A 22,927-nucleotide genomic window follows, 5' to 3' on the forward strand; every position below is an offset into this window, starting at 1 on the left:
TTTAGTCCTCCTCAGAATATGGTTCAATGATTGTTTCGATATCTGTTACAGAGTTTGCTTCTAGTAAACGTGTGACATCTGCTTGATTTCCTAAAAGATTCGTCAGTTGGCTTAGCGCTTTTAGATGCGTTGTTTGATCAATGGCTGCAAGAACAAAAAACAGACGTACTTCTTTATCTTGAGGAAATAAAACAGGTTCTTCTAATTTCAAAATACTCATTCCTAGTTGAAGTACACCGTCTTCCGGTCGTGCGTGTGGAATCGCCACATCTGGCATTAAGACAATATATGGACCATGAGACTCAACGTTTTGAATCATCGTTTCGATATACGCTGGTTGAATTTTCTTTTCAAGTAGTAAAGGACTTGCTGCCACTCGAATGGCATCCATCCATGATTCCACCCGTTGGTGTATCTGTATTTGGTTTGTTGTGATTAAATCATTTAGCACCGGTTGCCCTCCTTGTAGCAGTTTTGGCTGTCTTGGATATAACAGCTGATTTAATTCCTGTCGTAACGCTGATTCACTTTGGATTGTTGCATGTTGTTTGATGACAGCAATCAAATCCTCCAATTGAATTTCATCTGATTGGTTTCGTTTTAGAAAACGCTGCTCCACCGACCGTCTTAATGTAATTTGCTCAAAACGTGTCGGCAAGGTAGGTACAAGCATGACATCTGCCTGCAAATGAATACTCTCTTCTAACGGAACTGTCGTAAAAATCACATCGATAATTTCCACGAATTGACCCACTTCACGTTGTGACACCGGTGGTAAAAATACAATCTCAGGAAATTGATTTTTTAGAATGTAATCAAGCATATGCGATACACTAATCCCACTTGGACAGACAACAATTGCTTTTAACTTTTTATCCAATTGCTCTCCTTGCTGATTTAGATGTGTGGCAAAGTGAAGCGTATAATACATGATTTCGACATCTGGTATGTCTTGATTCATCAACTTGCGGAATGGTTCTAACGCTTTCGATACAAGAACATGTAATACTTGGTGTTCTTCCATGACATACCGCTTTAATTCCGATGATGATTCCAAACCTGAATAGAGGCGCTGCATCGTAGCTTTCGAGTGAAGTACTAACTTTTCACAAAGAGCCTCTTTTTCGATAATGAAAGTGCAAGAAATCGTCTCAAAATGAGTAATCACCTCATGCATGATTTTGAAAAGACGAGCATGAAGATCTTTTTGAATTTCCTCTTCCATCTTCGGACCACTTTGGATAAGGAGATCTAACGTATCAACAAATAATGTCCGTTCTTCGAAATAAGAAATGAGAGTTGAATCAATGTTCTTCACGAACAGCGGTTCTTCACTGGGTACAACTTCCTTGATAGCTATTGATCGACCTAACATCAAAAAATAAGATAGTTTCTCTCGATGCTCTTCTACAAATTGGAATTGTTGTTCTGCTTCATATGATTCAATGTGTTGTTTCGCTTTAATTAAACGCTCTGACCAATCATCAATGATCATAGACATCAAATCGTTTTTCGTAGAAAGTCGAATTAATCGCTCAATCGCTCGGTACATATACAAATAAATCGTTTGTAGATGCCCATAGAAGTGATATCCATCTTTTCGAGAATAATTGAGCGTAATCCCAAATTGAACCGCGTCTTTTTTCACAGCGTTTAAACTTTCTTGCACTGTAAACTTCGATACATTTAACAACTGCTGATAATGAACGGAAGATACAAAATCTTTTTCCACCATCGTATAGAATGTGATCAACAACTCACGTTCTTCTTCCGAAAAGATTAATTCAGCTTTCTCTAATTTCTCTCCAATCCCCTTATCAGATGGAATCGTCAAAATCGGTCCATTCACATCAATCAACGGTAATTGATGATATCCAAGCCATTCTTGAATACGTTCGATTTCATACTCTAAAGTTCGTTTAGAATACGGTAAGATTGTTAATAAAAATGGAATTTGTACGATTTCTTCATGAAGCATCACATAAAGGATTCGTTTACTTTTTTCGTTCAATAACATAAGTGGAGGCCTCCTACGCATTCAGTATAAAACGAAAACAGTTGCTTTTTGTAAGCGTTTACGATTGAAGTTTGTTCTGGCTCATGACAAAAAACTGTCTCTACTTTCTCAACACAAAAAAACACTCATTCGCTACATGAGTGTTTTACAAGCAATTTAATTTTTATTTGTACTTTACCATACTAAAACAAGCATCCTGTTCTGTAACGAACAAATATTCATGGGCATGGTAGACTTTACTCTTTTACTAACTCGTAAAATTGATACGTATTCTTTCCTGACGACTTAGCGGCATATAGCGCGACATCTGCCTGCTGTAGCAAGACTTTTAACTCTGGACGAAATTCGGTGTCATATATCACAATCCCGATACTTGTTGACACTCGGTAGTCTGTTTCCCACTCACTTAACGAAGTGACGATCCGCTTCGCGAGTCGCTCCCACCCCTCCTTCGAATCGGCATGACCGAAATGGAGGATGAACTCATCGCCTCCTAGGCGCACGGCCATCGCATCGTCTTGTTCGCGCACGAACTGTCGTAGACGTTGCGCGACCTCTTGCAAAACAATGTCCCCCGTCTCGTGTCCAAAGACGTCGTTGACTTGCTTAAAGCCATCGAGATCAAGGAAGAACACCGCACCTGTCTGTACGGGATGATCCTCGAACTGCTTCGTTAAGTAACGCCGATTATGCAGTCCTGTCAACGCATCCTTCCAAGCATGACGCTCAAGCTCCAGATAGTACAAGAAGAGTCGAACAATCCGTTGCAATAGCTGAACATTCTTCTGTTCATACAAGCTGACCCGATTATTGATCGCACATAACGTGCCGAACGTCTCTCCGCTCGTCAAGACGATCGGAATCCCTAAGTAGGACCGGACGTGAGCCTCCTCCAAGCCTTTTCGCCAGTCGCCGAGTTGTTCCGCGTTCGGAATATCTTCGAGGACGACCGGCTGTTTCGTCTCGAAATCAACCAGTTTACATAATGATTGGTTCAATTCAATCTGCATGCCTTCTACCATCGGAATATCTGCTTTATCGTTTGCAATCTTTAACATCCGTTGTTGTCCTGCTTCGATTGCTGATAAGTACAACATCTGATCCGGTAAAATTTCTTTTGCGAAATCGAGTACATCGTCTGCGAGCTCATCAAAATTTTGATACATCTTCAATTTTTCAAATGGTTGATTCATACAGCACCTCATTCCAAAGTCGTCTTCTGCGGTGTCTCTGATTTGAAAATTTGATACATATATTACCACTTTCTCTTTTTGAAGTCGTCTAAACCTCTGTTGCTCAAAAGCGTCCGATGGTCCTATTTCTATATCCAAATGAGAAGGATTATCATTTTTTTATTTTTGTATAGTTTATAGAAGTAAAAAACTGTTCCAGGTAATTCCTTGGAAAATGGCGTTGCGTCTTCCAAATTCGTTTGCTATGATTCTCAGTGAACATGACAATGATAATCATTATCACTTATTGAGAACAGATTAATCACGTAGACATACATAATCCATCTGCTGCTCAATCCGTGATTTATGTGTTATCAAATCAAATATGAGGAGCTGAATCATCATGGGGAAATGGAAAACACCACTCGTCGTGAGTTCGCTTGCTGTTTTACTCGCAGCATGCGGGAACGCAGGAGAAGCAGACACGAAGAAGGACGCCGAGGCACCAAAGACGATCAAAATCAAAGACGCACATGGAACGGTCAACGTTCCGGTTGATCCGAAGAAAGTCGTCGCACTCGATAACCGGACATTTGAGACGCTTGCCGCATGGGACGTCGAACTTGTTGCAGCACCAGTCGGACTGCTCCCGGCTGAGTCACCTTATGCAAAAGATAAGGATATCGTCGATGTCGGCATGCACTTCGAACCGAACCTCGAAGCGATCGCTGGTGTCAATCCGGACGTCGTCATCGTCGGGCAGCGTTTCGCTGATCATTATGAAGACATCAAAAAACTCGTTCCAAACGCCGCTGTCATCGATCTTGACATCGCATTACCGGAAGACTCTGGTACGCCAGGTGAGTTACTCGTCAAAGGACTTGAAGATACGACTGAGACACTCGGACAGATCTTCGATAAAAAACAAGAAGCGGATCAGCTCGTGACGACACTCGAGCAATCGATCAAAGACGTCAAAAAATCGTATAATGGACAGGACAGCGTCATGTCGGTCATCGTCTCGGGTGGCGATATTGGATTCTCAGCGCCGATGAGTGGACGTGTCTTCGGACCGATGTATGATTTGTTCGACTGGAAACCAGCGCTCGAAGTTAAACAAAAATCAGGGAACGATCAAGGTGATGAAGTCTCGGTCGAAGCGATCGCTCAAAGTAACCCGGACTGGCTACTCGTCCTTGACCGTGACGCGCCACTTGGAAACGCAGAAGGTGCCGTACCGGCGCAAGATGTCATCGACCGGGCGCCTGCTCTGCAAAAAACGAAAGCAATCAAAGACGACAACATCGTCTATGCACCAAAAGATACGTACTTAAATGAATCGATTCAGACGTACTCGGAATTCTTCACTGACATCGCGAAAGCGCTCAAGAAGTAATGGCACATGCACAGCAACAAATGAATGGAAGAGTTGAGCCACCCGCTCGACCTTCCTTTTCTGTCGTTTGGACGAAGCCGTTCGTCTTGACCTTATGTCTCGTCTTAGCGCTCGCTACGGCGTCCCTCTTCACGGGCGTCTACGAACTACGGAGTGCCGCGAACGATTTCGATATGTTCTGGATCACGCGCGTTCCACGGACGCTCGCCTTGATGCTGACCGGTGCTGCGATGGCAATGGCTGGACTCGTCATGCAGCTGATCACGCAAAACCGGCTCGTTGAACCGACGACGACAGGAACGATCGAGTGGGCAGGACTCGGACTGTTAGCTGTTTACTTACTCGTTCCGGCACCGTCGTTGATGATGCGGATGAGCGGTGCCATCGTGTTTGCGTTCATCGGGACGATGGTCTTCTTCTGGTTTCTCCGTTCAGTCCGATTGCGGTCATCGTTGATCGTTCCAATCATCGGACTGATGCTCGGAGCCGTCATCTCCGCGATTTCGACGTTCCTCGGGTTGTTCTTCCGTGCCAGCCAAGCGATCGAAGGCTGGTTCGTTGGTTCGTTCGCGTCCGTTCAGATCGGTCGCTACGAGTATCTCTGGATTATCATCGGAGTCACGGTCTGTATCTTCTTCCTTGCGAGTCGCTTGACGCTCGTTGGGCTTGGCGAAGACATTGCGACGAGTCTTGGCGTCAACTACAATCGACTGATGCTGATCGCGACCGGGCTGATTGCCCTATCCGTCGGTGTTGTTGCGACCGTCATCGGCAATTTGCCCTTCCTCGGCTTGATCGTTCCGAACATCGTCTCGATGTTTCGCGGTGACGATCTTCGTAGTAATTTGCCGTGGGTCTGTCTGATTGGCATGGCAACAATTCTAATTAGTGATCTGATTTCACGCACGATCATCCGCCCGTTTGAACTGCCGGTCTCCTTGATTCTCGGAACGGTCGGAGCAGCCGTCTTCATCATCATTCTGTTACGTCGGCGGAAGACTGGAGGTGTCAGATGAGTACCGCGATTAGACAACAGGAACATACAAGAAATCAACCGAGCGTTACACGTCAAACCAATCGCCGGGCGTCTGCCTTTCAGTCGAAACGACTCGAGCGCCGCTACTGGATTCTCCTCATCCTGTTCCTTAGCGGCGGGGTGTTCAGCACGATTGGTCTCTTGCTCTACAATAATCCGGTTCCAGTTGATTCTCCGTCCTTTTGGCCGGTCGTCGAACGCCGGATCACGGCAGTCATCACGATGGCGATTGCAGCAATTTGCCAAAGTCTCGCGACCGTCGCCTTTCATTCGATCACGAGCAACCGGATCATCACACCGTCCCTGCTTGGTTTTGATGCCCTTTACTCAACGATCCAGACATCGATGATCTTTTTCTTCGGTGCGGGAGCACTCGTTGGCTTTACCGGCACGAGCGCCTTTTTGACACAGGTCGCGATCATGCTCGCGATGAGCCTCTTGTTATACGGATGGTTATTGTCTGGTAAGTACGCGAACTTGCAATTGATGTTACTCGTCGGAATCATTCTCGGCACGGGTCTGAACTCGCTGTCGTCATTCATGCGAAAGATGCTTGCACCGTCCGAATTCGATATCTTACAAGCACGATTATTCGGTTCGGTCACGAATGCCGACGCGTCCTACTTCCCGATTGTCATTCCAGTCGTCCTTATCGTCGGTCTGTTGCTCTACTTCTCGTCAAGACGACTCAACGTCGTCGCACTCGGTAAAGAGGTCGCGACATCGTTCGGCGTCAATCATCGTGGCAGTGTCATCTACTTCTTGATTCTGATTTCACTCCTGATGTCGATGTCGACGGCATTGATTGGACCGTTGACGTTCTTCGGCTTTTTAGTGGCGACACTCAGTTATCAGGTCGCTGCGACGTACGATCATAAATACGTCTTCCCGATGGCATTCGCAATTGGTTTCTTCGTTTTGACGACTGCCTATTTCTTCATGTATCACATTTTCAACACGCCAAGCGTCGTCTCCGTCATCATTGAACTGTTCGGCGGACTGATTTTCCTTGTCGTGTTGCTTAGAAAGAGGTCCCTATGATATCACTTGAACAAGTTAAAAAATCGTATACGGATGATGTCCGAATCGGTCCAATCGACTTAACGATTCCTAAAGGCGGATTCACGGCGTTGATCGGTCCAAACGGTGCCGGTAAGTCGACGACCTTGATGATGATCGGACGGTTGCTTGATCTCGATGCCGGACAGATCGAAGTCGCTGGCATGGATGTCACGAGTAGCAAATCGAAAGACTTGGCGAAAATCATCACCATCCTGCGACAGGAAAATCATTTCGTGACCCGGCTGACGGTCCGCCAGCTCGTCGGCTTCGGACGTTTCCCTTACTCAAAAGGTAGCTTGACAGCTGACGATGAGACGATCATCTCGAAATACATCGATTTTCTCGAGTTGACGTCGCTTGAGAACCGCTACCTCGACGAATTATCCGGTGGACAGCGGCAAAGGGCATATGTCGCGATGGTACTCTGTCAGGAAACGGAATACATTCTACTTGACGAACCTCTCAATAATCTTGATATCGCCCGCTCGGTCCAGATGATGGGTTACCTGCGACACGTCGCTGATACGTTCGGACGGACGATCATCACCGTCTTGCACGATATCAATTTTGCTGCGAAATACGCCGATCACATCTGTGCGATGAAGGACGGACAAATTGCCGCTTTCGGAACGGTCGCTGAAGTCATGGATGAAGCGCTATTATCCGAGATCTTCGAGACCCCTCTTGAGATCATCGAAGGTCCATACGGTCCGATTGCCGTCTATTGATACTTTATATAGAAATGAGGAATGAATGATGCAGATCGATTGGCTACCACTAGAACAGGTAACGCAAGAAGGCGAACACACTTACACGTTTCACTTGAAACGTCCAGATGGTTTCGTTTGGGAGGAAGGCGCCCATACGCATATGGCGCTAGAAGGGTTTAATGCAGGCGAAAAGCCGAACCGCAGTCTGATTCGGCATATGTCGATCTCGACGCTCCCTCATGAAGGAACGATCGGCATCACGACGCGAATCAAACCGGAATGTTCCATCTTCAAGGAGACACTTCGGCAGCTGAAAATGGGTGAGAAGATTGCTTTGTTTAAGACGCACTCGAATATTCCGCTACGCCGGGAAAATCGTTCGGTGTACTTACTGTCAGCAGGCGTTGGTCTGGCAACGTTTCGTCCGATCATCTTGCAACATCAGGCTGACAGAAGTGGTATTCCGCACATGCACTCGTTAAACGTCGATTCTGCGCGCACTGAACTATTCAAAACTCAGCTTCCTTCGCATGAGCAGTTCAACCCGGCTTATGTCGAGAGTCGCGCTGCCTACTACGATGCTGTCAAAGCGATGACAGCGGACAAGGAAGGGTTATTTTACATCGTTGGTAGTGATGAATTTCTCCATGACACGATTGAGGTGTTGCAAGGCGTTAACATTCCAAAGGCTCAGATTATGATTGATAAACGTCAGGACCAATTAGATACGTTTTTGACATGAACAAGACCGGGACATTCACACTGTCCCGGTCTCTTTTTTGTTATGACGAATATAGGATCACCTATCCAAAGATGAATACAATGGGTAAGAATAATCCACTCATCAAGAGCATTCCTACTAGGACAGCGATACTCGATTTGAAAATCGACAGCGTTTGTTCTTCTAGTGGCTTGAGCCGTTTCACAGGAATGAACATGGTCAATGAAGCAACGACTAATGCCAGTGGCTCAAGAATCGTTCGGCTCACCGAAAAGAACAAATCAATCATTAAAAAAACAATCAATACAAAGAAAAATCCCAATAAGCGAATGATCATTGCTTTATTCATATGTACTCCTTCATGGCTACTTTAAATTTGATTTGTTTCATGAAACAGAATGCCCTCTTATTATAGCGCTTCACAGAATAATTTTGGAAACGCATTCAAATTACTGGTGATTTAGTGGTAACGTACGTCATACTGATTATAGGTATTAGAAAAGGAGTGTTGAAGATGGAATACAAAAAAGGACTCGAAGGCGTTATTGCCGCTGAAACACAAATCGGTTTAGTCGATGGAACGTTAGGTCATCTTATCTATCGTGGACACTGGGCAAAGGAACTCGCATTATCCTATTCATTCGAAGAAGTGGCGTATTTCATCTGGAACGGTGCGTTCCCGACTGAAGCGGAATTGGTCACATTCAAAGAACAGATGACGAGCTACCGTGAACTTCCTTCTTATATTAAGACGATTCTCGATACATTGCCGAACGAGATGGATGTCATGAGTACGATGCGAACAGCGATCTCGGCACTCGGTACGCCCGCTTTCGCTTGGCCACCGACAATTGATCAAGGGATGCACGTAACAGCACTCTTACCAACGATCATCGCCTATAAATATCAAAAAAATCAAGGTGCTGACTTCATCGAACCGAATCCGGAACTCGATCATGTCGCGAATTACATCTATATGATCAAAGGACAATTACCGAGTGACGTCGAGATAAAAGCATTGACGGCGTATCTGATCTTAACAATTGAACACGGTATGAATGCTTCGACGTTCGCTTCCCGTGTCGTCGTTTCGACGGAATCGGAAATCATTTCTGGCGTCTGTGCTGCGATTGGTTCCATGAAAGGACCGCTTCATGGTGGCGCCCCGTCAGAAGTCATTGAGATGATTGATGAAATCGGAACGATCGATAACATCGAACCTTGGATCCGGAACAAATTAGAAAAAGGCGAAAAACTGATGGGCTTTGGTCACCGTGTCTACAAAACACGCGATCCGCGTTCAGAAGCCTTGAAAGTCGTTTCAAAAGATCTCGCGCAAGAGAGCGATTGGTTCAACCTGATTACACAAATGGAGCAAACGGCGATTGATTTGCTCGAAGAATACAAACCGGGTAGAAAACTGTATACGAACGTTGAATTCTTCGCGGCAGCCGTCTTAAAAGGACTCGACATTCCGAAAGAACTGTTCACACCGACGTTCACCTCTAGTCGTATCATCGGCTGGACGGCACACATCCTCGAACAATCGCAAGACAACCGGATCTTCAGACCTCAATCGTCATACACAGGACAGATGCCGGAACAAACAGCTAAGTTTTGATTAGTCTCTAGTTATGATCAAAAAATGGACCGATGCCTGACATCGGTCCATTTGCTATGGCGTTTTATTTAACGATAGTTTCTAATGAGAAATCTAGTACTTCCACTTCACACCCTGCCGCTTCTACATCTGGGCTACACGCATACGGTCCAATCTTCAAATCGGTCACGTCATGTAAGTGTGCGATTCGGAGTTGCTCTTTGTGCTCTCCTGTTACGTGATACAACGTGACATCTTGATTGAGATAGTGGAGTTCAAAGACAAGCGGAGTATCAAACAACGTATTATCGACATCCCGACACGACCAGTCCGAGTAACCGAAGCTCGTCAAGACGGCACCAAGATGCGATGGACCACCTGGAATGAACTCAGCCGAGACTTTTACCCAGTGGTCGTCGTTCACATAAAGCAAAATCCCCGCTTGGTCATATGTCGCATTCGGATTTATCTTCACTTCAATCCGGCATTTGAATTCTCCTTTTGGAGCATCCTGTAACAAAGCATGACCTGTCAGACGGTTGAACTGATAATGGGTATTGCGCCAAAAATCCGTGTCTGGATCCGTCGTGAACCGTAATGGCGATTCCTCTTTGATTCGTGTCGGTGGATTGAGCCACTTCATCGATCATATCCTCCTTTTTAACGCCCTCTTAATTTGCGTAACTTTCGATAGCCACGAATGAGCATATCGAGCATACAATCCCTCCTATTTTCGATGAACCCTTAGACGACTTTACGAAGTCGATGCATATCCTTATATAATGCCGATCGTTTCAAACGTCTATTCTGTATTAAGTATTGCACATCTGACCGATTATCGTACATCAGTTGGATATGGAAATAATTGATATATTCAAGAATTGCAAAGACATATAAAAACAAAGTGATTCGTAATCCGTACACTGGAAACTCAGATCGGAAACGCATCCAATCGATTCCGAACGCACACGCGGTCAGGACAAGCAAACTCATGTTAATGACACGACAATGGCGTAATCGTCGGACGACTGGTTCCGGGGTGATCGATGTTCCTTCCTTCTTCAGACGTCTTGACTTGCTATACCAATACCAGGCTCCTTGAATCAACAACAGTTCAAACAATAACAGCGACATCCAAAATGCACTGAGTTCAAATAACTGAAGCTGTGGAAAAAGACGATTTCCGAACCAGCTCAGCGGTAAAATCGCAATAACTGTGAACAACTCCCCTCGGTATAAATAGGCGAGTCGTTCCGCAACGCGCTGCTTCATGGCGTCACCCATTCAATCCGAAACTTACTTCCTGGACCAAGCCGTGCGATCAATGGTTGATCGACCTCGATCACGCGTCCGAGGACGTTGACTCGCTCATCTGCCGGCAAATTACGTTTCGTGATTTGTACCTCACCGGCATACCGCCCGTACCGTTCATTATCAATCGTGATCGTACCAAGCGGTCGGGCAGATGGGTCTTGCGGTGTTAGATCGATCGTCGACGGCTTCATCCGCGACTCGACGGACCGAATGACATCCCGCGCCGGATCAAACCGATTCGTTTCCGTCTCCCGTCGTGCTTGCTGTCCGTTCGCCACGGCTCGGAGGATGATGATGCCGTCTTGCTCTGCTTCGAATTGCCGGATTGTCGCCTCCGTCAATCGTGGATCTCCAACGAGGATCCGATCGACGGTCGATTGTAAATCGATATAACTGGCGAACGGTGACGCATGCCGGTGTTCTTCAAGTGTCGGTAGCGTCTCAAACAATGGTCCACGAAGTGTTCCATCACCCGGTATGAACGCTTGGACCCGTAATCCTTGCGCCTGCAACCAAGCATTCTTTGCATCAAACCATTTCCGGTCGAGTCCTGTTTCCGGTCGCGGATAAAAATTATGCCACGCTTCCGTGTGATCGAGTCGCAGTCCCTGTGCCTTCATCTCCGTTAATTCGTCTTCTGTTAACGTACTGGCGTTCAGCGCGACCATCATTTGGTTCGATAACGTCGCGATTTGCAACGGACTGATGCCGTAATCAAGACGCAGTCCAGTGACACCCCAGTCCGTTAACGTCGCAGCCGTCTCCCATGTTTTGCCGAGCGTCGCGAGCGACGCTGGTGCGATGTCCGCCACGAGTTCGAATCCGAGCTCACATGCTACGCGACCGAGCGCTTGCAAGCGTTCAACGTACAGTGAAGAATCGTCCTCGGGAATATGTAGCGATGTAAAGAGCGACGTAAAGCCAACAGCGCGCATCCGCTGTAGCCACTCGCTCGTCTCGTTTGTGATCGGTTCACTTAAATAGATTGATAATCCTTTCATCGACTCACTCCTTCTCTTCTCTACTTAGAGAAAAAGCAGCTGATTCCTTCTTTTGGGAAGGATTCAACTGCTGGTCAACACCTTAAATACCGTCTGCCATCTCTTCTTTGAAACCGAACCAGTACGTGAACAGGAATCCTGCCGCGTACGAGATGACGAGACCACCGATGTACGTCAAGTACATTCCGTTATCGATCAACGGTGTCAATGATAACCCGGATACGCCGACGCCAAGCGCCGTCGTCTTCATCGTTGCTTGGAAGGCACCACCGACTGCTGCGCCGAGACATGCCGTCACGAACGGACGACCGAGCGGCAACGTGACCCCGTATAACAATGGTTCACCAATTCCGAGGAAGCCGACCGGAATCGCACCTTTGATGATGTTACGAAGGCGCGGATTGCGCGTCTTGACAAAAATCGCCATCGCTGCCCCGACTTGACCCGCTCCTGCCATCGCAAGAATCGGTAAGAGTGGTGTGTTGCCAATCGTGTTCAAGAACTCGAGATGGATTGGTGTCAATCCATGGTGGAGACCGACCATGACGAGTGGTAGGAAGAAGCCGGCAAGCACGGCTCCGGCGAGTGGTCCACCGACCTCAAGTACGGCATTGATTGCTTTCATGATACCGTCTGACAACAGTCCAGCAACCGGCATGATCGCATAGAGCGAGGCAAATCCGACGATCAACACTGTCAACAGTGGCGTAAAGATGATATCGATCGATGCGAACATGAAGCGACGGATCTGTTTCTCAAGATACGTCATCAACCACGCAGCGAAGATGACACCAAACAAGCCGCCCCTGCCTGGAACGAGCGGTTCCCCGTAAATCGTGATGTCCGCAAGCACGGGGTTGAATAGAATCCCACCGGCAATCGCCCCGAGCACCGGTGTTCCGCCGAACTCCTTCGCCGTATTCCAACCGACAAGGATTGCGAGATATGCAAAGACCGTCCCACCGATCAAGAGTAAAATCTGCATCCATGTCTGTGTTGCATCGACACCCGCATTTTTCGCGAAGTTCGCACCACCGTTGATGATACCGGAAGCAACAAGACCCGGAATGAGCGGAATGAAGATGTTCCCGATTCGGCGCAAGAAGCGTTTGAACGGAGACTGTTGTTTTGCTTTTACTTTTTGGCGTTCGACGGCAGCTCGTTCTTCTGGCGTCAGATTTGGATCAACGGACTCTTCCCCGATCGCGAGTCCCGTCTCGCGACTTAAGTGATCCGCTACTCGATTGACCGTTCCCGGACCGACGACGATTTGTAACGTCTCGTCATCTATGACCCCCATGACTCCATCAATCCGCTTTAACGCATCGATGTCTGCTTGCGTCGGATCCTTTAACGATAAACGAACCCGCGTCATACAGTGCGCAAGCTGCCGGAGATTATCTTTTCCACCGACGTGCTCAAGAATCGCGTGTGCCAGCACTTCTTCCTTCTTCATCGTGTTTCCCCCTTAGAGTGCGTCTCGGACGAATCCGTTCGCTTGCTGTAATCGTTCGACGGCTTCCGTATACGAAACATTCGCGAGAATCATGACGATCGCCGTCTTGACGTGCCCGTGCGCTTCGCTAAAAACACGCTCCGCTGTCACAGCATCGACTCCTGTTGCCTCACTGATCATCCGCTTCGCCCGGATCTCCAGTTTTTCGTTCGTCGACTGGACGTCGACCATCAGGTTTTGATAGACCTTGCCAACACCGATCATCGCCGCCGTCGAAATCATGTTCAAGACGAGCTTTTGCGCCGTTCCAGCCTTTAATCGTGTTGATCCCGTCAAGACTTCCGGACCTGTTTCGACTTCGATCGCATAACGCGCGTGCCGACTGATGACCGCATTCGTGTTACAAGAGATCGCTGCCGTCACCGCTCCAACTTCCTTCGCGTAATCAAGCCCACCGATGACATACGGCGTCCGTCCGCTTGCTGCGATCCCGATGACTGTATCACGTGCTTCTAACTGGAGCGCTTTCAAATCATCGACGGCAAGCGTCCGACTATCCTCAGCTCCCTCAACGGCTTTAATCAACGCGCGTTCGCCACCAGCGATCAAACCGACGACCATATCTGGTGAGACCCCGAACGTCGGTACACATTCTGCTGCATCAAGAATCCCGAGCCGCCCGCTCGTACCAGCACCGATGTAAATCAAGCGTCCTCCGGCATTAAATGACGTAATGACGTGTTTGACAACTTCAGCAATGACCGGTATCTGCGTTTGAATGACCGTTGCGACCGTCTGATCCTCGGCATTCATCACGCGCAACACATCTTCGACCGACATATCGTCGAGATGCATCGTGCGCTCATTTCGACGTTCCGTTGCTAACTGATCTAACATCTGCTTCACCCTTTCTGTTATCCCTCCCTTTATTATACAATTAAGAAATTTTAATTCAATATTTTTTATTTAATTTTGAAATTAAATTTCTATATACAATAATAAAGTTCTTTTCTTCTTTTTCAGGATGGATCAGCAGATTTCCTGCGGGCTTCGCTGACCATCTCTTTTGAAAAATCGAGTAAGGAACAGACTTGGTCGCGACCGATCGTTTCAAGGACCAATAGGATTCGTGGACCTAGGGTTGATCAATCGTCAGTTGATAGAACAGTGTCGCGTAACACCATTAATAAACAAAAAGCTGATTTTCACCCGTTAGTTGCCTAAAGGACAAAAATCAGCTTCCTATGAAACCACTTTTTACATCTCATGTTACTAGTAGCATCATTCGTACCGGAACCTGCATGAGGCTCTAAGATATTTATTGAAGAAGTCGTTCACCAGAGGCGTAAATCGTTTTAATTTCTCTTCCATGTCCTCTATTGAACTAGAACTGTCGCTATTCTTTTCTTTCTTCTCAACGAGATATTCGATATCATATGTACCCGGCTCGATCGTACCGCCTTGTACCGTTTGTTTGAGAACGACGGTTTCTGATGCTTTGACGCGTTTCTTTTGTTGGCTTGTTTTACTCTGTTGCTTTCTTGAATCGAAGACGACAGTCCTTGATTTGCTCTCACGAACGATGACATTCAACAAATGCCCAGAGCGAGCTACGACATCAAATGCATGGTCTCCTGTGTTCGTCAATTTGTATTCAAAGACGAGTCCCTCTTTCGTAGTCCCTTTGAAGGATGTCTCATTCGTCTCACTCCCACTTTACGGTTGAATCATACAACCGCTCAAACAAAGGATCATAGGGATCAACAACCATTTTTTCATCTATAAAACTTCATTCTGTATAAAGAAATTGCTGAGTTACTCCCACCCTGGAAGTGGGCGTGGTGGTTCCTCAACAAAGGCACGATATCCATCGAAGCGCAGTCCTTGACGTTGCGGATTATAGTTACGAATCAACGGATCACCTGTCTCGTCCTCGTTCTGCCAAAACCGATGTTCCGTTTGAAAGACCATGATTGACGAATACTGGAATCGCTCTGCCATTAGATATTCTCGAACCGATTGCATCACTTTTTCAAAGCGCGAATCCGAGTCGTAGCTTGAACCAAGGCGTTCTTGTTCTTGTTTCCCTTCGAAAATCTTAACCGAGAAATACGCATCCCTCTTCGCAATCGGATACTCGATTTCAACGCGAACAGAGTCGACGAAGCGAATCGGTCGTGGTTTGCTCACTTCCTCTTCAGAATTGTGATTCTCTACATAATAAGTATTTGTTGCAATCGAGAAGTCCTTGAACTCCCAGAACATATCGCCTTGCGCAATAATCGCATATTCGAGGAACGTGCCGAAGTTCTGTCCAATCGGGTCAGTCTCCTCTGTCGATAACTCATGAAACATCCAGTGCATATACGGTGTCTCATCCGTCTTTGCATCTTCCGTCTGGATCAAGACATATCCTTCGTTCATTTCGCCAATCATCAAGAAGTGATCATAGTCTTCATGGATCAGGTCGTCCTCTTTAGCCTGGATTGTCATTTCAATGACTTTTTCAAGTGGATAGAGTTCGATACCAAGACCTTGGATCATGAACAACTCCGCTCCGTCATGTAAACGAAGGAATGTCTTATATTCACTTGGTAACGTTAGTTTGAACTGTTTTTCAAATGACTGAATCGCCTGTTCCGTCACGGGATCATTCAAATTGAATTGAGCGACTCCTGTATCGTATCGCCGCTGAATGAAGGTCGACCCGTGATTGATTTTTTGTGACAAGACGTCAAGTACCGCTTCGATTTGGTTCATTTCTTTCATGGGTCCCATCCTTTTCATTTTCGTATTCGTGAATGATACGACTTCACCCTATACACCATACCATTTTTTCAATTATTTGGTGTATTCCATCCTACGCGTTCTGTGGTATTCTCGTTCTAATATCATTTTAAAAAATTGCATTCGAAGAGGTGACCCATGTCTAAATCATCATCGATGTTGCTCATATTACTCGCTGCGATCTTTTGGGGCACGACGGGGACCTCACAAGCCTTTGCGCCAGAAGATGCACACCCGATTGCAATTGGTGCCGTTCGTCTGGCTGTCGGTGGACTGTTCTTACTCTGTCTCGTTCTCTTCAAAGGAACGCTGACGTTACGCGACTGGCCGTTGCGAACGATTTTACTCGCTGCCGTCAGCATGGCGGCTTACCAACCGCTGTTCTTCTCAGCTGTTTTGATGACCGGTGTCGCCGTCGGTACCGTCGTCGCGATCGGTAGCGCACCGATCTTTTCCGGGTGTATCGAGTGGCTGTTCCTAAAGAAACGTCCAGCGCTGCTGTGGTGGGCATCGACCGGACTATCGATCACCGGCTGTCTGTTGCTATTGAACAATCAAGGAACGGTTGCGATTGATCCAATCGGAATCGTCCTTGCACTCGGTGCCGGACTATCGTTTGCCGGGTATACGTTCGTCAGTCGAGACCTCGTCAAGACACACGCACCGCTGTCAGTCGTTGCCGTCATTTTCACGACGAGCGCCTTACTGTTGTCACCTCTGCTCTTCTTATTCGATCTCTCCTGGTTGTTCACGTCACGTGGTGCCGGAATCAGCCTCCATCTCGGCGTCGTTGCGACTGGAATCGCTTACTGGTTATTCGCGAAAGGACTATCGAACGTACCATCGTCGACTGCCGTCACACTTTCGCTCGGTGAACCGCTGACCGCCGCCTTGCTTGGTGTGTTCGTCCTCGGTGAAGAATTAAGTGGTACGGCCTGGTTCGGAATCTCGTTATTATTACTCGGAATCGCCTTATTGATCGGTTCGTCTCGCCTAGCAGCGCGCCAAACCGTTTTGACAGAAGAACGACAAACTCGGACTGGAGGCTAAATCATGCAAGAAATCACGCTTGAGAAACTACAATTTCGCGAAGATTATCACATCGGACTCAATCAGTTCTTGATGGATGTCGCGAATGGTAACCGATTGATCTTTCATTTCCGTGGGCATACGGAGGAGACGATGGTCATCGTCGGTGACTATAGCTGTAATTACTTCCGATTGACCTTCGAGGCGGATGCGATTCTGCTTCGTTCACCGGACCTCTATGAACTAAAAGAAGATGTCGAGATCAATCCGATTCCACTTCTGACGCTGACCGATTCAAAGCTACTGACGTTTGCTCGTAAAATGATGAATCTCGATCCTACAAAAGACTGGGTCCATTACTGGCTCCGGGCGTTCGAACAGGATTTTCATGTCTTGTCCCCCCGTCCACCGGTCCTGACTGATCTCGGACATAAGCGTAGCGATGCAATCGTCACCTATTCATTTGATTCGCTCATTGTTGAATGACATAAAAAAGCCCTACCTCGCCAAAGGTAGGGTATTCGTTCATCCCGTCCAACGACTCGCGCCGGACGGTTACTTGGATTATAGATAAAAGGATAAGGTTTTTTCAACTGACTGGACGGAATCGACCGGACTGAACCGCTGTACGACACGTCCTTGGCGATCGATTAAAAACTTCGTATAGTTCCATTTGATCTTTGACGACAGTAGACCCGACCGTTCGCGTTTTAGGAATGTATATAGCGGATGTTCATTTGGTCCATTGACGTCGATCTTCTGAAACATCGGAAACGTCACGCCATAGTTCAGCTGACAGAACTGCATCGTCTCTTCCTGACTCGCGAACTCTTGCTGATTGAATTGATCGCACGGAAAGCCAAGCACCGTGACTCCTTGCTCGTCATATTTATCGTACAATGCTTGTAATTCGCCAAGTTGTTTGACGAGCCCACATTTGCTTGCCGTGTTGACGATCACGAGGACACGCCCAGCGTAGTCACCTAATGAAACAGTCTCTCCCGTTGCGTTTTGTACGGTTGCATCATATACGGTTTGCATGTTTCCCAGCTCCTTTGCCCCGAGTATAAGACAAAACGCGCACCCTGTCGTTTTCAGGCATGCGCGTAATGCTTTACCAAATCGCCTCTTCTTTGTCGCTCAGTTTGATGACGAACGGTAGGATCAAGACGAACAAGAGACTAACGTATCCGAGCGATAAGTAATGTTGCGAGTCTTTTGAAATGTATTGCTTCACGCCGCAGTTCGGACATGCTTTCCCATGTTTCGCCAATCCGACAGCGAGCACTTCTTTCGTTTTGAACTTATACTGGCAATTCGTACAACGTACCATCTGATCATCTCCTTCTTCCTTATCTACTGGTGGATTCAGGAAAAAGTTTCATGAAATCGAAGGTAACCGACATCTTACCTCATCGATTCTTCCCGGTCGCTCAACCGGATTAGAAATGGCAAGAACAGGACGAACAAGAGACTGATATTACCGAGTGAAAGATAAAATTGTGACTTCCGGGACATGTATTGTTTCACGCCACAGTTCGGACATGGTTTGCCTTTCCCATGTATTGCAACACTGACAGCGAGTAGTTCTTTTGTGCTGAACTTATACTGACAATTCGTACAGCGTGCCATGACATCATCTCCTTTTCTGTTATCTACTTATAGATTTTGGAAAAGGTTCCGTCGAGTGGATGGGTTGTAAACGCATCTTCAAAAATTCATAACTTCCACCATTTGTCGCCTGTTGGAACCGTTCGACTGGAAGGAAGCCACTCTTCGTATACAAGCGAATCGCCCGCTCGTTGAATGTCGCTACGGCTAATTCGATTTGTTTAGGTGCATACCGGTCCATGATGAACGCAAGACCGGCTTCTAAAAATGCCGTACCATTTCCTCGCCCGGTCAAGACCGGTCGCATGCCAAGCCCGACGTCAACGACGTCTGCGTTTGGTTCAAATACATAATAACCAATCAATTCTTCACGATCCAACACAGCAAAATAATGTTCCGTCCGCTTTGCTGGATCGAGAAATTCTGCTAAATCTTCTTCGTCATTCGGCATATCATAAAATGCAAACGCCCCGTCATATTGCCACTCATAGGCAATCTGTTCCGCCTGTCGTTGCGTCAGCGGTGAAAATGTATAGATCATCAGGATTCAGCTCCTCTTGGATTCCTCAACGAGATCGATTCTTTCGGTAGTCTAACAGTAGCGGCAATACATTTAATCCGATCGAGATGAACGTCAATACCCACAGTGCCCGCTCCATGCCCTGTACGACGTCTTGTAACGCTGCCCAGTCCTCCCGCGCCACGAATTCCGCGACAAGTCGGTATTCAGCGCACAAAGTCAGTGCCGTAAAACTCAGTCCGAGCACCATCAGGAAACGATAGTCCTTACCGATCAAATAAAAGATGATATTCAGTGCCGTAAATCCAATCGCCAGTAAACCCAGTATGATCCACATCGTATCGTCTCCTTTCGCCTCTCCTTTTTACTATATTTGGAATCCATTAATCGGTATATCCGCCTAGAGTTGGATTTTCTGTCCGCTCAGCGAAATAACACTCGAGCAGCCGATGATGGAGTAACGTTTCGACCAAACGGACGGTTTCGAGCGTCGCTGCAAAATCAACCTGTTCAAAATCCGTATGCTCATGCATAATGTTTATCTTTTGACTACTGTTCATATCATCCTACTCAAAAATATTATTTGCGCTAATCAAAAACACCTTCAAAACTAGTACTTTTTAAGTATGTCATTTCAAAGTTATTTTTTATAATGCCTTAATTTAATCTAGAGAGGTTCTTAAGAACTATGTAATGATTGTGCAACACTGGTCACGCAAATACCAAATGTAACTTAAGCATAAGACCTTTTGCGATAGAAACTATAACACTTGGAAAATAATGCAATAACTATATTTCAATATTCATACAAGTTAGATATACGATTGTTAGATGCGAAGATAGTTATCCCATCGCTTAAATCAATGTCGTATAGTAAATCATTTTGAGTTAAAATTAATATGGAAATTAAAAACATAAATGTTCTAAATAAGGACTAAAAAAAATAATTACTAATGGAGGATATATCGTGGACAAAGAAAGGAAACATACTTTCAAAAATGGTCGTTATAATAGACGGACCATCCAGATGCGCTGGGTCATCGGAATCCTCGCGGTCATATTAATTGGGGGATCGTACTTTCTTGGGATGAACGCTAAATCATCACAGGTAAAAAAGGAAACTCCTGTTACCGAATCAAAAGCAGAAAAGACAAAACAGAAAAACGACACACCTGTAGCATCTGACCCGCGCGATCTCGCCTCTTTCGGTCATGGAACAAATGTAGAAAAAACAAACAATGATTTCTCCCCAGAAGATGTTCAAAATGCCTTAGATACAGGAAAGCCTATTATTGAGAAGGCTATTTCATCTACAACTGAGTTAGTGAACAATATCGTTAAAGAACAAAAAGAGATGAAAGAAGCAGAACAACTTCAAATTAAGGATTTTCAAAAAACCGTCACTCAAGATGTTAGGGATCGAGTAGACGCGCAAGTTGAAGTACTGAACGAAGCTGCACAGGTTGCTCATACGATGGCAGCAGGTGCGTACATGGCGAAAAACGAAGATGTTCCGTTTACTAACGCAGAAAACGTGATAGCGGAGAAACTCGAACCTCTCTCTCAAAACTTGTTAGATATGGCATACAGTTTAGAGACGTATACGGTTTCTAGAAGTTTTGAAACATGGGACGAAGCTGAAAACTATCTACCTAATCGAGAGGAAAAAACGTTACGGGCGATTCCGCTTAATGAAGCAATCTTCAACGTTCCTTCTAGTGATACTACCAAAACGAGTAACGACGCTTCAAAAGTAATGAACGAAGATGACGGAGAATTGATTGCAGAATTTTTAGATGGTCAATTTCAATTGACAGCCATGCTGAAGGAAGCGGATGAAGAATATTACGAGATGTCACTCGAATATCCAGTAGAAGGTGATGATTTAACAACTGGCGATTCTTTGACTCTTATGGTAAATGGTATGTCGGAAAAAATCATCAGCATTCAGAAATCACCCACAGCAGATGGAAGTATTAAACACATCGCCAATGTCTTGTCGACTGCGATCATCGAGATGCAATCCGCTGCATCTGAATTAGTGAGTTCGGAAAGACTACTCAAGAGTGATGAGATGGAATCGCGTCAGGACGGATACTATAGAGGACAAGAAGCTATCCAAAAATTGAACGAATTAAATAGCAATTTAGATACATCCGGATTCACATCACTCGATTTACCTACGCCAGATATCGACGGCGTTTAAAAAGGTGTACACTGAAGGCACTCAGGTGCCTTTTCTTACTGACATGAATAGAACGTATGTACGCAAGAGGAGGAAGGAACATGGCAACAATCAAGAAGAATGAAAAGACAGGACTCTGGTGGATTCGTCTCTCGCTTGGGACGGACGAAAACGGGAAACGGATTCAAGCCTATTTTTCTAGCAAACGAAAGCAAGAGGTCGAGTTCTGGATCGCGGAGAAGATGACCGCTCGACGAGACGGGACGATCGGGAAGGTCATACAGGTACGGACGATGGCGCAACTGTTCGAGGTATGGCTTGAAGACCATGTCCGTCTGACGAAAGCTGAGACGACGTATCATTCGTATCAATCGATCATCAAACAGATTCCGGAATGGTTCACGAAGTTGAAGGTTGATCGCGTCGAAGCGATTCACGCCCAGCGCCTTCTTGCTGACTGGAGTCGGACGTCGTTGAAGGCATCAACCATCAATTCTCGTCGCGCCATTCTCGTCGGCATGTTCAGTTGGGCGATCCGTATGAACAACTACAAAGGACCAAACCCCTTCTCTGCTGTCTCGAAGCTGAACGAGGGATTGAAGGAGATGCAGACCTATTCGGCTGAACAGCTCGCGACGTACCTACGGACTGCTCGTGACGTGATGACGACCGGAAACTACGCTGCTGTGATGTTGATCAGCTACACCGGTCTTCGCGCTCGGGAAGCGACAGCGCTCCGGTGGTCGGACATCGATTTCGAACGGATGGTCATCATGGTAAAACGGACAGCGATCGAGGTCAAAGGTGGACACGCCTTCTCGAATACGAAAGGAAAGAAAGTACGTGTCGTCACGATTTCCCCGCACGTCGCGGAAGAACTGCGTCGGATCCGGACGGAGCAACGCTACAATAGCTTGCGGATGGGATGGCGGAACGAAGAGGACTTGATCTGTCTCGGTGTCAATGGTGCTTACCTCTGGCACTCCGGACTTCGCCGACGTCATATCGAGACCGTCAAAGCGGCGTCTCTCCCGAACATCACATTACACGGGCTGCGGCATACCCACGCGTCCTTATTGATGGAGATGGGCGTCCACGCGAAAGTCATCCAGGAACGTCTCGGTCATGCCGATGCCACCTTGACGATGGATACCTACGCGCATGTATTGCACACTTTGCAGTCAGATACAGCAAGTCAGTTTGAACATTTACTGGAAAGAAAAAGAACCGCTCAACCGAGCGGCTCTTGATAAAAATCGTATTTTTCAGACCAACTGTGCAATGAATGTGCAATGACGGTCTGGCGGAAG

24 protein-coding genes and 2 pseudogenes are annotated in these 22,927 nt (G+C 46.5%); 10 read left to right on the forward strand and 16 right to left on the reverse strand.

Annotated features, from left to right (window positions below):
- Window position 1 precedes the first annotated feature (1 nt).
- Window positions 2–2,017, reverse strand: coding sequence for a BglG family transcription antiterminator (locus B3G15_RS01085; protein ID WP_290714585.1), 2,016 nt, complete (start codon window positions 2,015–2,017; stop codon window positions 2–4).
- Window positions 2,018–2,253: 236 nt separating this feature from the next.
- A complete protein-coding gene (locus B3G15_RS01090; RefSeq protein WP_290714588.1) occupies window positions 2,254–3,210 on the reverse strand; it encodes a sensor domain-containing diguanylate cyclase in 957 nt (318 codons plus the stop codon).
- Between the two features lie 382 nt (window positions 3,211–3,592).
- Between B3G15_RS01090 and B3G15_RS01095 the strand changes: the two genes are divergently transcribed.
- The 5 genes and pseudogenes from B3G15_RS01095 (at window position 3,593) to B3G15_RS01115 (ending at window position 8,135) form a co-directional block, all read left to right on the forward strand.
- The gene (locus B3G15_RS01095) at window positions 3,593–4,585 is read left to right on the forward strand and encodes a siderophore ABC transporter substrate-binding protein (RefSeq protein ID WP_056060816.1); all 993 of its coding nucleotides are present in this window, start codon (window positions 3,593–3,595) and stop codon (window positions 4,583–4,585) included.
- Between the two features lie 20 nt (window positions 4,586–4,605).
- Window positions 4,606–5,601, forward strand: a complete 996-nt coding sequence (locus B3G15_RS01100) for an ABC transporter permease (RefSeq protein ID WP_041255397.1) — start codon at window positions 4,606–4,608, stop codon at window positions 5,599–5,601.
- Window positions 5,602–5,625: 24 nt separating this feature from the next.
- Window positions 5,626–6,662 (forward strand): annotated as a pseudogene (locus B3G15_RS01105) (iron chelate uptake ABC transporter family permease subunit).
- Window positions 6,659–7,411: an ABC transporter ATP-binding protein gene (locus tag B3G15_RS01110; RefSeq protein WP_290714599.1), complete on the forward strand. Its 753-nt coding sequence runs from the start codon at window positions 6,659–6,661 to the stop codon at window positions 7,409–7,411. The pseudogene B3G15_RS01105 and the gene B3G15_RS01110 overlap by 4 nt, the downstream one beginning before the upstream one ends.
- A gap of 28 nt (window positions 7,412–7,439) precedes the next feature.
- The gene (locus tag B3G15_RS01115) at window positions 7,440–8,135 is read left to right on the forward strand and encodes a dihydropteridine reductase (protein WP_290714602.1); all 696 of its coding nucleotides are present in this window, start codon (window positions 7,440–7,442) and stop codon (window positions 8,133–8,135) included.
- 61 nt (window positions 8,136–8,196) lie between these two features.
- On the opposite strand, the gene B3G15_RS01120 is transcribed toward B3G15_RS01115, so the two are convergent.
- Window positions 8,197–8,463, reverse strand: a complete 267-nt coding sequence (locus B3G15_RS01120; protein ID WP_290714605.1) for a hypothetical protein — start codon at window positions 8,461–8,463, stop codon at window positions 8,197–8,199.
- 165 nt (window positions 8,464–8,628) lie between these two features.
- On the opposite strand from B3G15_RS01120, the gene B3G15_RS01125 reads away from it, so the two are divergent.
- A complete protein-coding gene (locus B3G15_RS01125; RefSeq protein WP_290714608.1) occupies window positions 8,629–9,735 on the forward strand; it encodes a citrate synthase/methylcitrate synthase in 1,107 nt (368 codons plus the stop codon).
- A 64-nt stretch (window positions 9,736–9,799) separates the two neighbouring features.
- Here B3G15_RS01125 and B3G15_RS01130 read toward each other — a convergent pair whose 3' ends face one another.
- The 7 genes and pseudogenes from B3G15_RS01130 to B3G15_RS01155 all read right to left on the reverse strand — a co-directional run bounded on the left by B3G15_RS01130 (window position 9,800) and on the right by B3G15_RS01155 (window position 16,254).
- Entirely contained in the window at window positions 9,800–10,357 is a 558-nt protein-coding gene (locus B3G15_RS01130; RefSeq protein ID WP_290714611.1) for a DUF1349 domain-containing protein, read from the reverse strand.
- A gap of 101 nt (window positions 10,358–10,458) precedes the next feature.
- A complete protein-coding gene (locus B3G15_RS01135; RefSeq protein ID WP_290714614.1) occupies window positions 10,459–10,986 on the reverse strand; it encodes a general stress protein in 528 nt (175 codons plus the stop codon).
- On the reverse strand, window positions 10,983–12,029 hold the full coding sequence (locus tag B3G15_RS01140; protein WP_290714617.1) for a DUF871 domain-containing protein: 1,047 nt from the start codon (window positions 12,027–12,029) through the stop codon (window positions 10,983–10,985). The genes B3G15_RS01135 and B3G15_RS01140 overlap by 4 nt, the downstream gene beginning before the upstream one ends.
- A gap of 82 nt (window positions 12,030–12,111) precedes the next feature.
- Complete coding sequence (locus tag B3G15_RS01145; RefSeq protein WP_290714620.1) at window positions 12,112–13,485, reverse strand: PTS transporter subunit EIIC; 1,374 nt, start codon at window positions 13,483–13,485, stop codon at window positions 12,112–12,114.
- A 12-nt stretch (window positions 13,486–13,497) separates the two neighbouring features.
- Window positions 13,498–14,391 carry an N-acetylmuramic acid 6-phosphate etherase gene (gene murQ / locus B3G15_RS01150; RefSeq protein ID WP_290714623.1) on the reverse strand — a complete coding sequence of 298 codons (894 nt, stop codon included), beginning with the start codon at window positions 14,389–14,391 and terminating at the stop codon, window positions 13,498–13,500.
- Between the two features lie 375 nt (window positions 14,392–14,766).
- Window positions 14,767–15,150 (reverse strand): annotated as a pseudogene (locus B3G15_RS15965) (BsuPI-related putative proteinase inhibitor); the annotation flags it as partial.
- 150 nt (window positions 15,151–15,300) lie between these two features.
- Complete coding sequence (locus B3G15_RS01155; RefSeq protein WP_290714625.1) at window positions 15,301–16,254, reverse strand: SMI1/KNR4 family protein; 954 nt, start codon at window positions 16,252–16,254, stop codon at window positions 15,301–15,303.
- 156 nt (window positions 16,255–16,410) lie between these two features.
- Here B3G15_RS01155 and B3G15_RS01160 point away from each other — a divergent pair, with 156 nt between their 5' ends.
- Both B3G15_RS01160 and B3G15_RS01165 read left to right on the forward strand, forming a co-directional pair.
- Window positions 16,411–17,322, forward strand: a complete 912-nt coding sequence (locus B3G15_RS01160) for an EamA family transporter (protein ID WP_290714628.1) — start codon at window positions 16,411–16,413, stop codon at window positions 17,320–17,322.
- A gap of 3 nt (window positions 17,323–17,325) precedes the next feature.
- Window positions 17,326–17,787 carry a hypothetical protein gene (locus B3G15_RS01165; RefSeq protein WP_290714631.1) on the forward strand — a complete coding sequence of 154 codons (462 nt, stop codon included), beginning with the start codon at window positions 17,326–17,328 and terminating at the stop codon, window positions 17,785–17,787.
- Window positions 17,788–17,865: 78 nt separating this feature from the next.
- Here the strand turns inward: B3G15_RS01165 and B3G15_RS01170 are convergent, their stop codons facing one another.
- The 6 genes from B3G15_RS01170 to B3G15_RS01195 form a co-directional block, all read right to left on the reverse strand.
- On the reverse strand, window positions 17,866–18,342 hold the full coding sequence (locus B3G15_RS01170; RefSeq protein ID WP_290714634.1) for a glutathione peroxidase: 477 nt from the start codon (window positions 18,340–18,342) through the stop codon (window positions 17,866–17,868).
- A 73-nt stretch (window positions 18,343–18,415) separates the two neighbouring features.
- Window positions 18,416–18,634: a hypothetical protein gene (locus B3G15_RS01175; protein WP_290714637.1), complete on the reverse strand. Its 219-nt coding sequence runs from the start codon at window positions 18,632–18,634 to the stop codon at window positions 18,416–18,418.
- 74 nt (window positions 18,635–18,708) lie between these two features.
- Entirely contained in the window at window positions 18,709–18,933 is a 225-nt protein-coding gene (locus B3G15_RS01180; RefSeq protein WP_290714639.1) for a hypothetical protein, read from the reverse strand.
- 19 nt (window positions 18,934–18,952) lie between these two features.
- Window positions 18,953–19,453 (reverse strand): GNAT family N-acetyltransferase, encoded by a 501-nt coding sequence (locus B3G15_RS01185; protein WP_290714642.1) that lies wholly within the window; start codon window positions 19,451–19,453, stop codon window positions 18,953–18,955.
- A gap of 25 nt (window positions 19,454–19,478) precedes the next feature.
- Complete coding sequence (locus B3G15_RS01190) at window positions 19,479–19,769, reverse strand: hypothetical protein (protein ID WP_290714645.1); 291 nt, start codon at window positions 19,767–19,769, stop codon at window positions 19,479–19,481.
- Between the two features lie 46 nt (window positions 19,770–19,815).
- Entirely contained in the window at window positions 19,816–19,965 is a 150-nt protein-coding gene (locus B3G15_RS01195; RefSeq protein WP_290714647.1) for a hypothetical protein, read from the reverse strand.
- Between the two features lie 434 nt (window positions 19,966–20,399).
- Between B3G15_RS01195 and B3G15_RS01200 the strand changes: the two genes are divergently transcribed.
- Together B3G15_RS01200 and B3G15_RS01205 are read left to right on the forward strand one after the other, a co-directional pair.
- On the forward strand, window positions 20,400–21,638 hold the full coding sequence (locus B3G15_RS01200; RefSeq protein ID WP_290714650.1) for a hypothetical protein: 1,239 nt from the start codon (window positions 20,400–20,402) through the stop codon (window positions 21,636–21,638).
- Between the two features lie 80 nt (window positions 21,639–21,718).
- Window positions 21,719–22,867, forward strand: a complete 1,149-nt coding sequence (locus tag B3G15_RS01205) for a tyrosine-type recombinase/integrase (RefSeq protein ID WP_290714653.1) — start codon at window positions 21,719–21,721, stop codon at window positions 22,865–22,867.
- The last annotated feature ends 60 nt before the right edge of the window (window positions 22,868–22,927 follow it).

The sequence above is a fragment of the Exiguobacterium sp. UBA1053 genome (assembly GCF_002316465.1).
GTDB classification, from domain to species: Bacteria; Bacillota; Bacilli; order Exiguobacteriales; family Exiguobacteriaceae; genus Exiguobacterium_A; species Exiguobacterium_A abrahamii.

Excerpts from the sequence above, each read along its gene's own strand:
- B3G15_RS01115 (WP_290714602.1), top strand. The coding sequence starts at position 7,440 with ATGCAGATCGATTGGCTACCACTAGAACAGGTAACGCAAGAAGGCGAA.
- B3G15_RS01205 (WP_290714653.1), top strand. The coding sequence starts at position 21,719 with ATGGCAACAATCAAGAAGAATGAAAAGACAGGACTCTGGTGGATTCGT.
- B3G15_RS01095 (WP_056060816.1), top strand. The coding sequence starts at position 3,593 with ATGGGGAAATGGAAAACACCACTCGTCGTGAGTTCGCTTGCTGTTTTA.
- B3G15_RS01185 (WP_290714642.1), bottom strand. The coding sequence starts at position 19,453 with ATGATCTATACATTTTCACCGCTGACGCAACGACAGGCGGAACAGATT.
- B3G15_RS01110 (WP_290714599.1), top strand. The coding sequence starts at position 6,659 with ATGATATCACTTGAACAAGTTAAAAAATCGTATACGGATGATGTCCGA.
- B3G15_RS01140 (WP_290714617.1), bottom strand. The coding sequence starts at position 12,029 with ATGAAAGGATTATCAATCTATTTAAGTGAACCGATCACAAACGAGACG.
- B3G15_RS01100 (WP_041255397.1), top strand. The coding sequence starts at position 4,606 with ATGAATGGAAGAGTTGAGCCACCCGCTCGACCTTCCTTTTCTGTCGTT.
- B3G15_RS01165 (WP_290714631.1), top strand. The coding sequence starts at position 17,326 with ATGCAAGAAATCACGCTTGAGAAACTACAATTTCGCGAAGATTATCAC.
- B3G15_RS01190 (WP_290714645.1), bottom strand. The coding sequence starts at position 19,769 with ATGTGGATCATACTGGGTTTACTGGCGATTGGATTTACGGCACTGAAT.
- B3G15_RS01155 (WP_290714625.1), bottom strand. The coding sequence starts at position 16,254 with ATGAAAGAAATGAACCAAATCGAAGCGGTACTTGACGTCTTGTCACAA.
- B3G15_RS01195 (WP_290714647.1), bottom strand. The coding sequence starts at position 19,965 with ATGCATGAGCATACGGATTTTGAACAGGTTGATTTTGCAGCGACGCTC.
- B3G15_RS01120 (WP_290714605.1), bottom strand. The coding sequence starts at position 8,463 with ATGAATAAAGCAATGATCATTCGCTTATTGGGATTTTTCTTTGTATTG.
- B3G15_RS01135 (WP_290714614.1), bottom strand. The coding sequence starts at position 10,986 with ATGAAGCAGCGCGTTGCGGAACGACTCGCCTATTTATACCGAGGGGAG.
- B3G15_RS01085 (WP_290714585.1), bottom strand. The coding sequence starts at position 2,017 with ATGTTATTGAACGAAAAAAGTAAACGAATCCTTTATGTGATGCTTCAT.
- B3G15_RS01170 (WP_290714634.1), bottom strand. The coding sequence starts at position 18,342 with ATGCAAACCGTATATGATGCAACCGTACAAAACGCAACGGGAGAGACT.
- B3G15_RS01145 (WP_290714620.1), bottom strand. The coding sequence starts at position 13,485 with ATGAAGAAGGAAGAAGTGCTGGCACACGCGATTCTTGAGCACGTCGGT.
- B3G15_RS01180 (WP_290714639.1), bottom strand. The coding sequence starts at position 18,933 with ATGGCACGCTGTACGAATTGTCAGTATAAGTTCAGCACAAAAGAACTA.
- B3G15_RS01175 (WP_290714637.1), bottom strand. The coding sequence starts at position 18,634 with ATGGTACGTTGTACGAATTGCCAGTATAAGTTCAAAACGAAAGAAGTG.
- B3G15_RS01130 (WP_290714611.1), bottom strand. The coding sequence starts at position 10,357 with ATGAAGTGGCTCAATCCACCGACACGAATCAAAGAGGAATCGCCATTA.
- B3G15_RS01160 (WP_290714628.1), top strand. The coding sequence starts at position 16,411 with ATGTCTAAATCATCATCGATGTTGCTCATATTACTCGCTGCGATCTTT.
- B3G15_RS01090 (WP_290714588.1), bottom strand. The coding sequence starts at position 3,210 with ATGAATCAACCATTTGAAAAATTGAAGATGTATCAAAATTTTGATGAG.
- B3G15_RS01125 (WP_290714608.1), top strand. The coding sequence starts at position 8,629 with ATGGAATACAAAAAAGGACTCGAAGGCGTTATTGCCGCTGAAACACAA.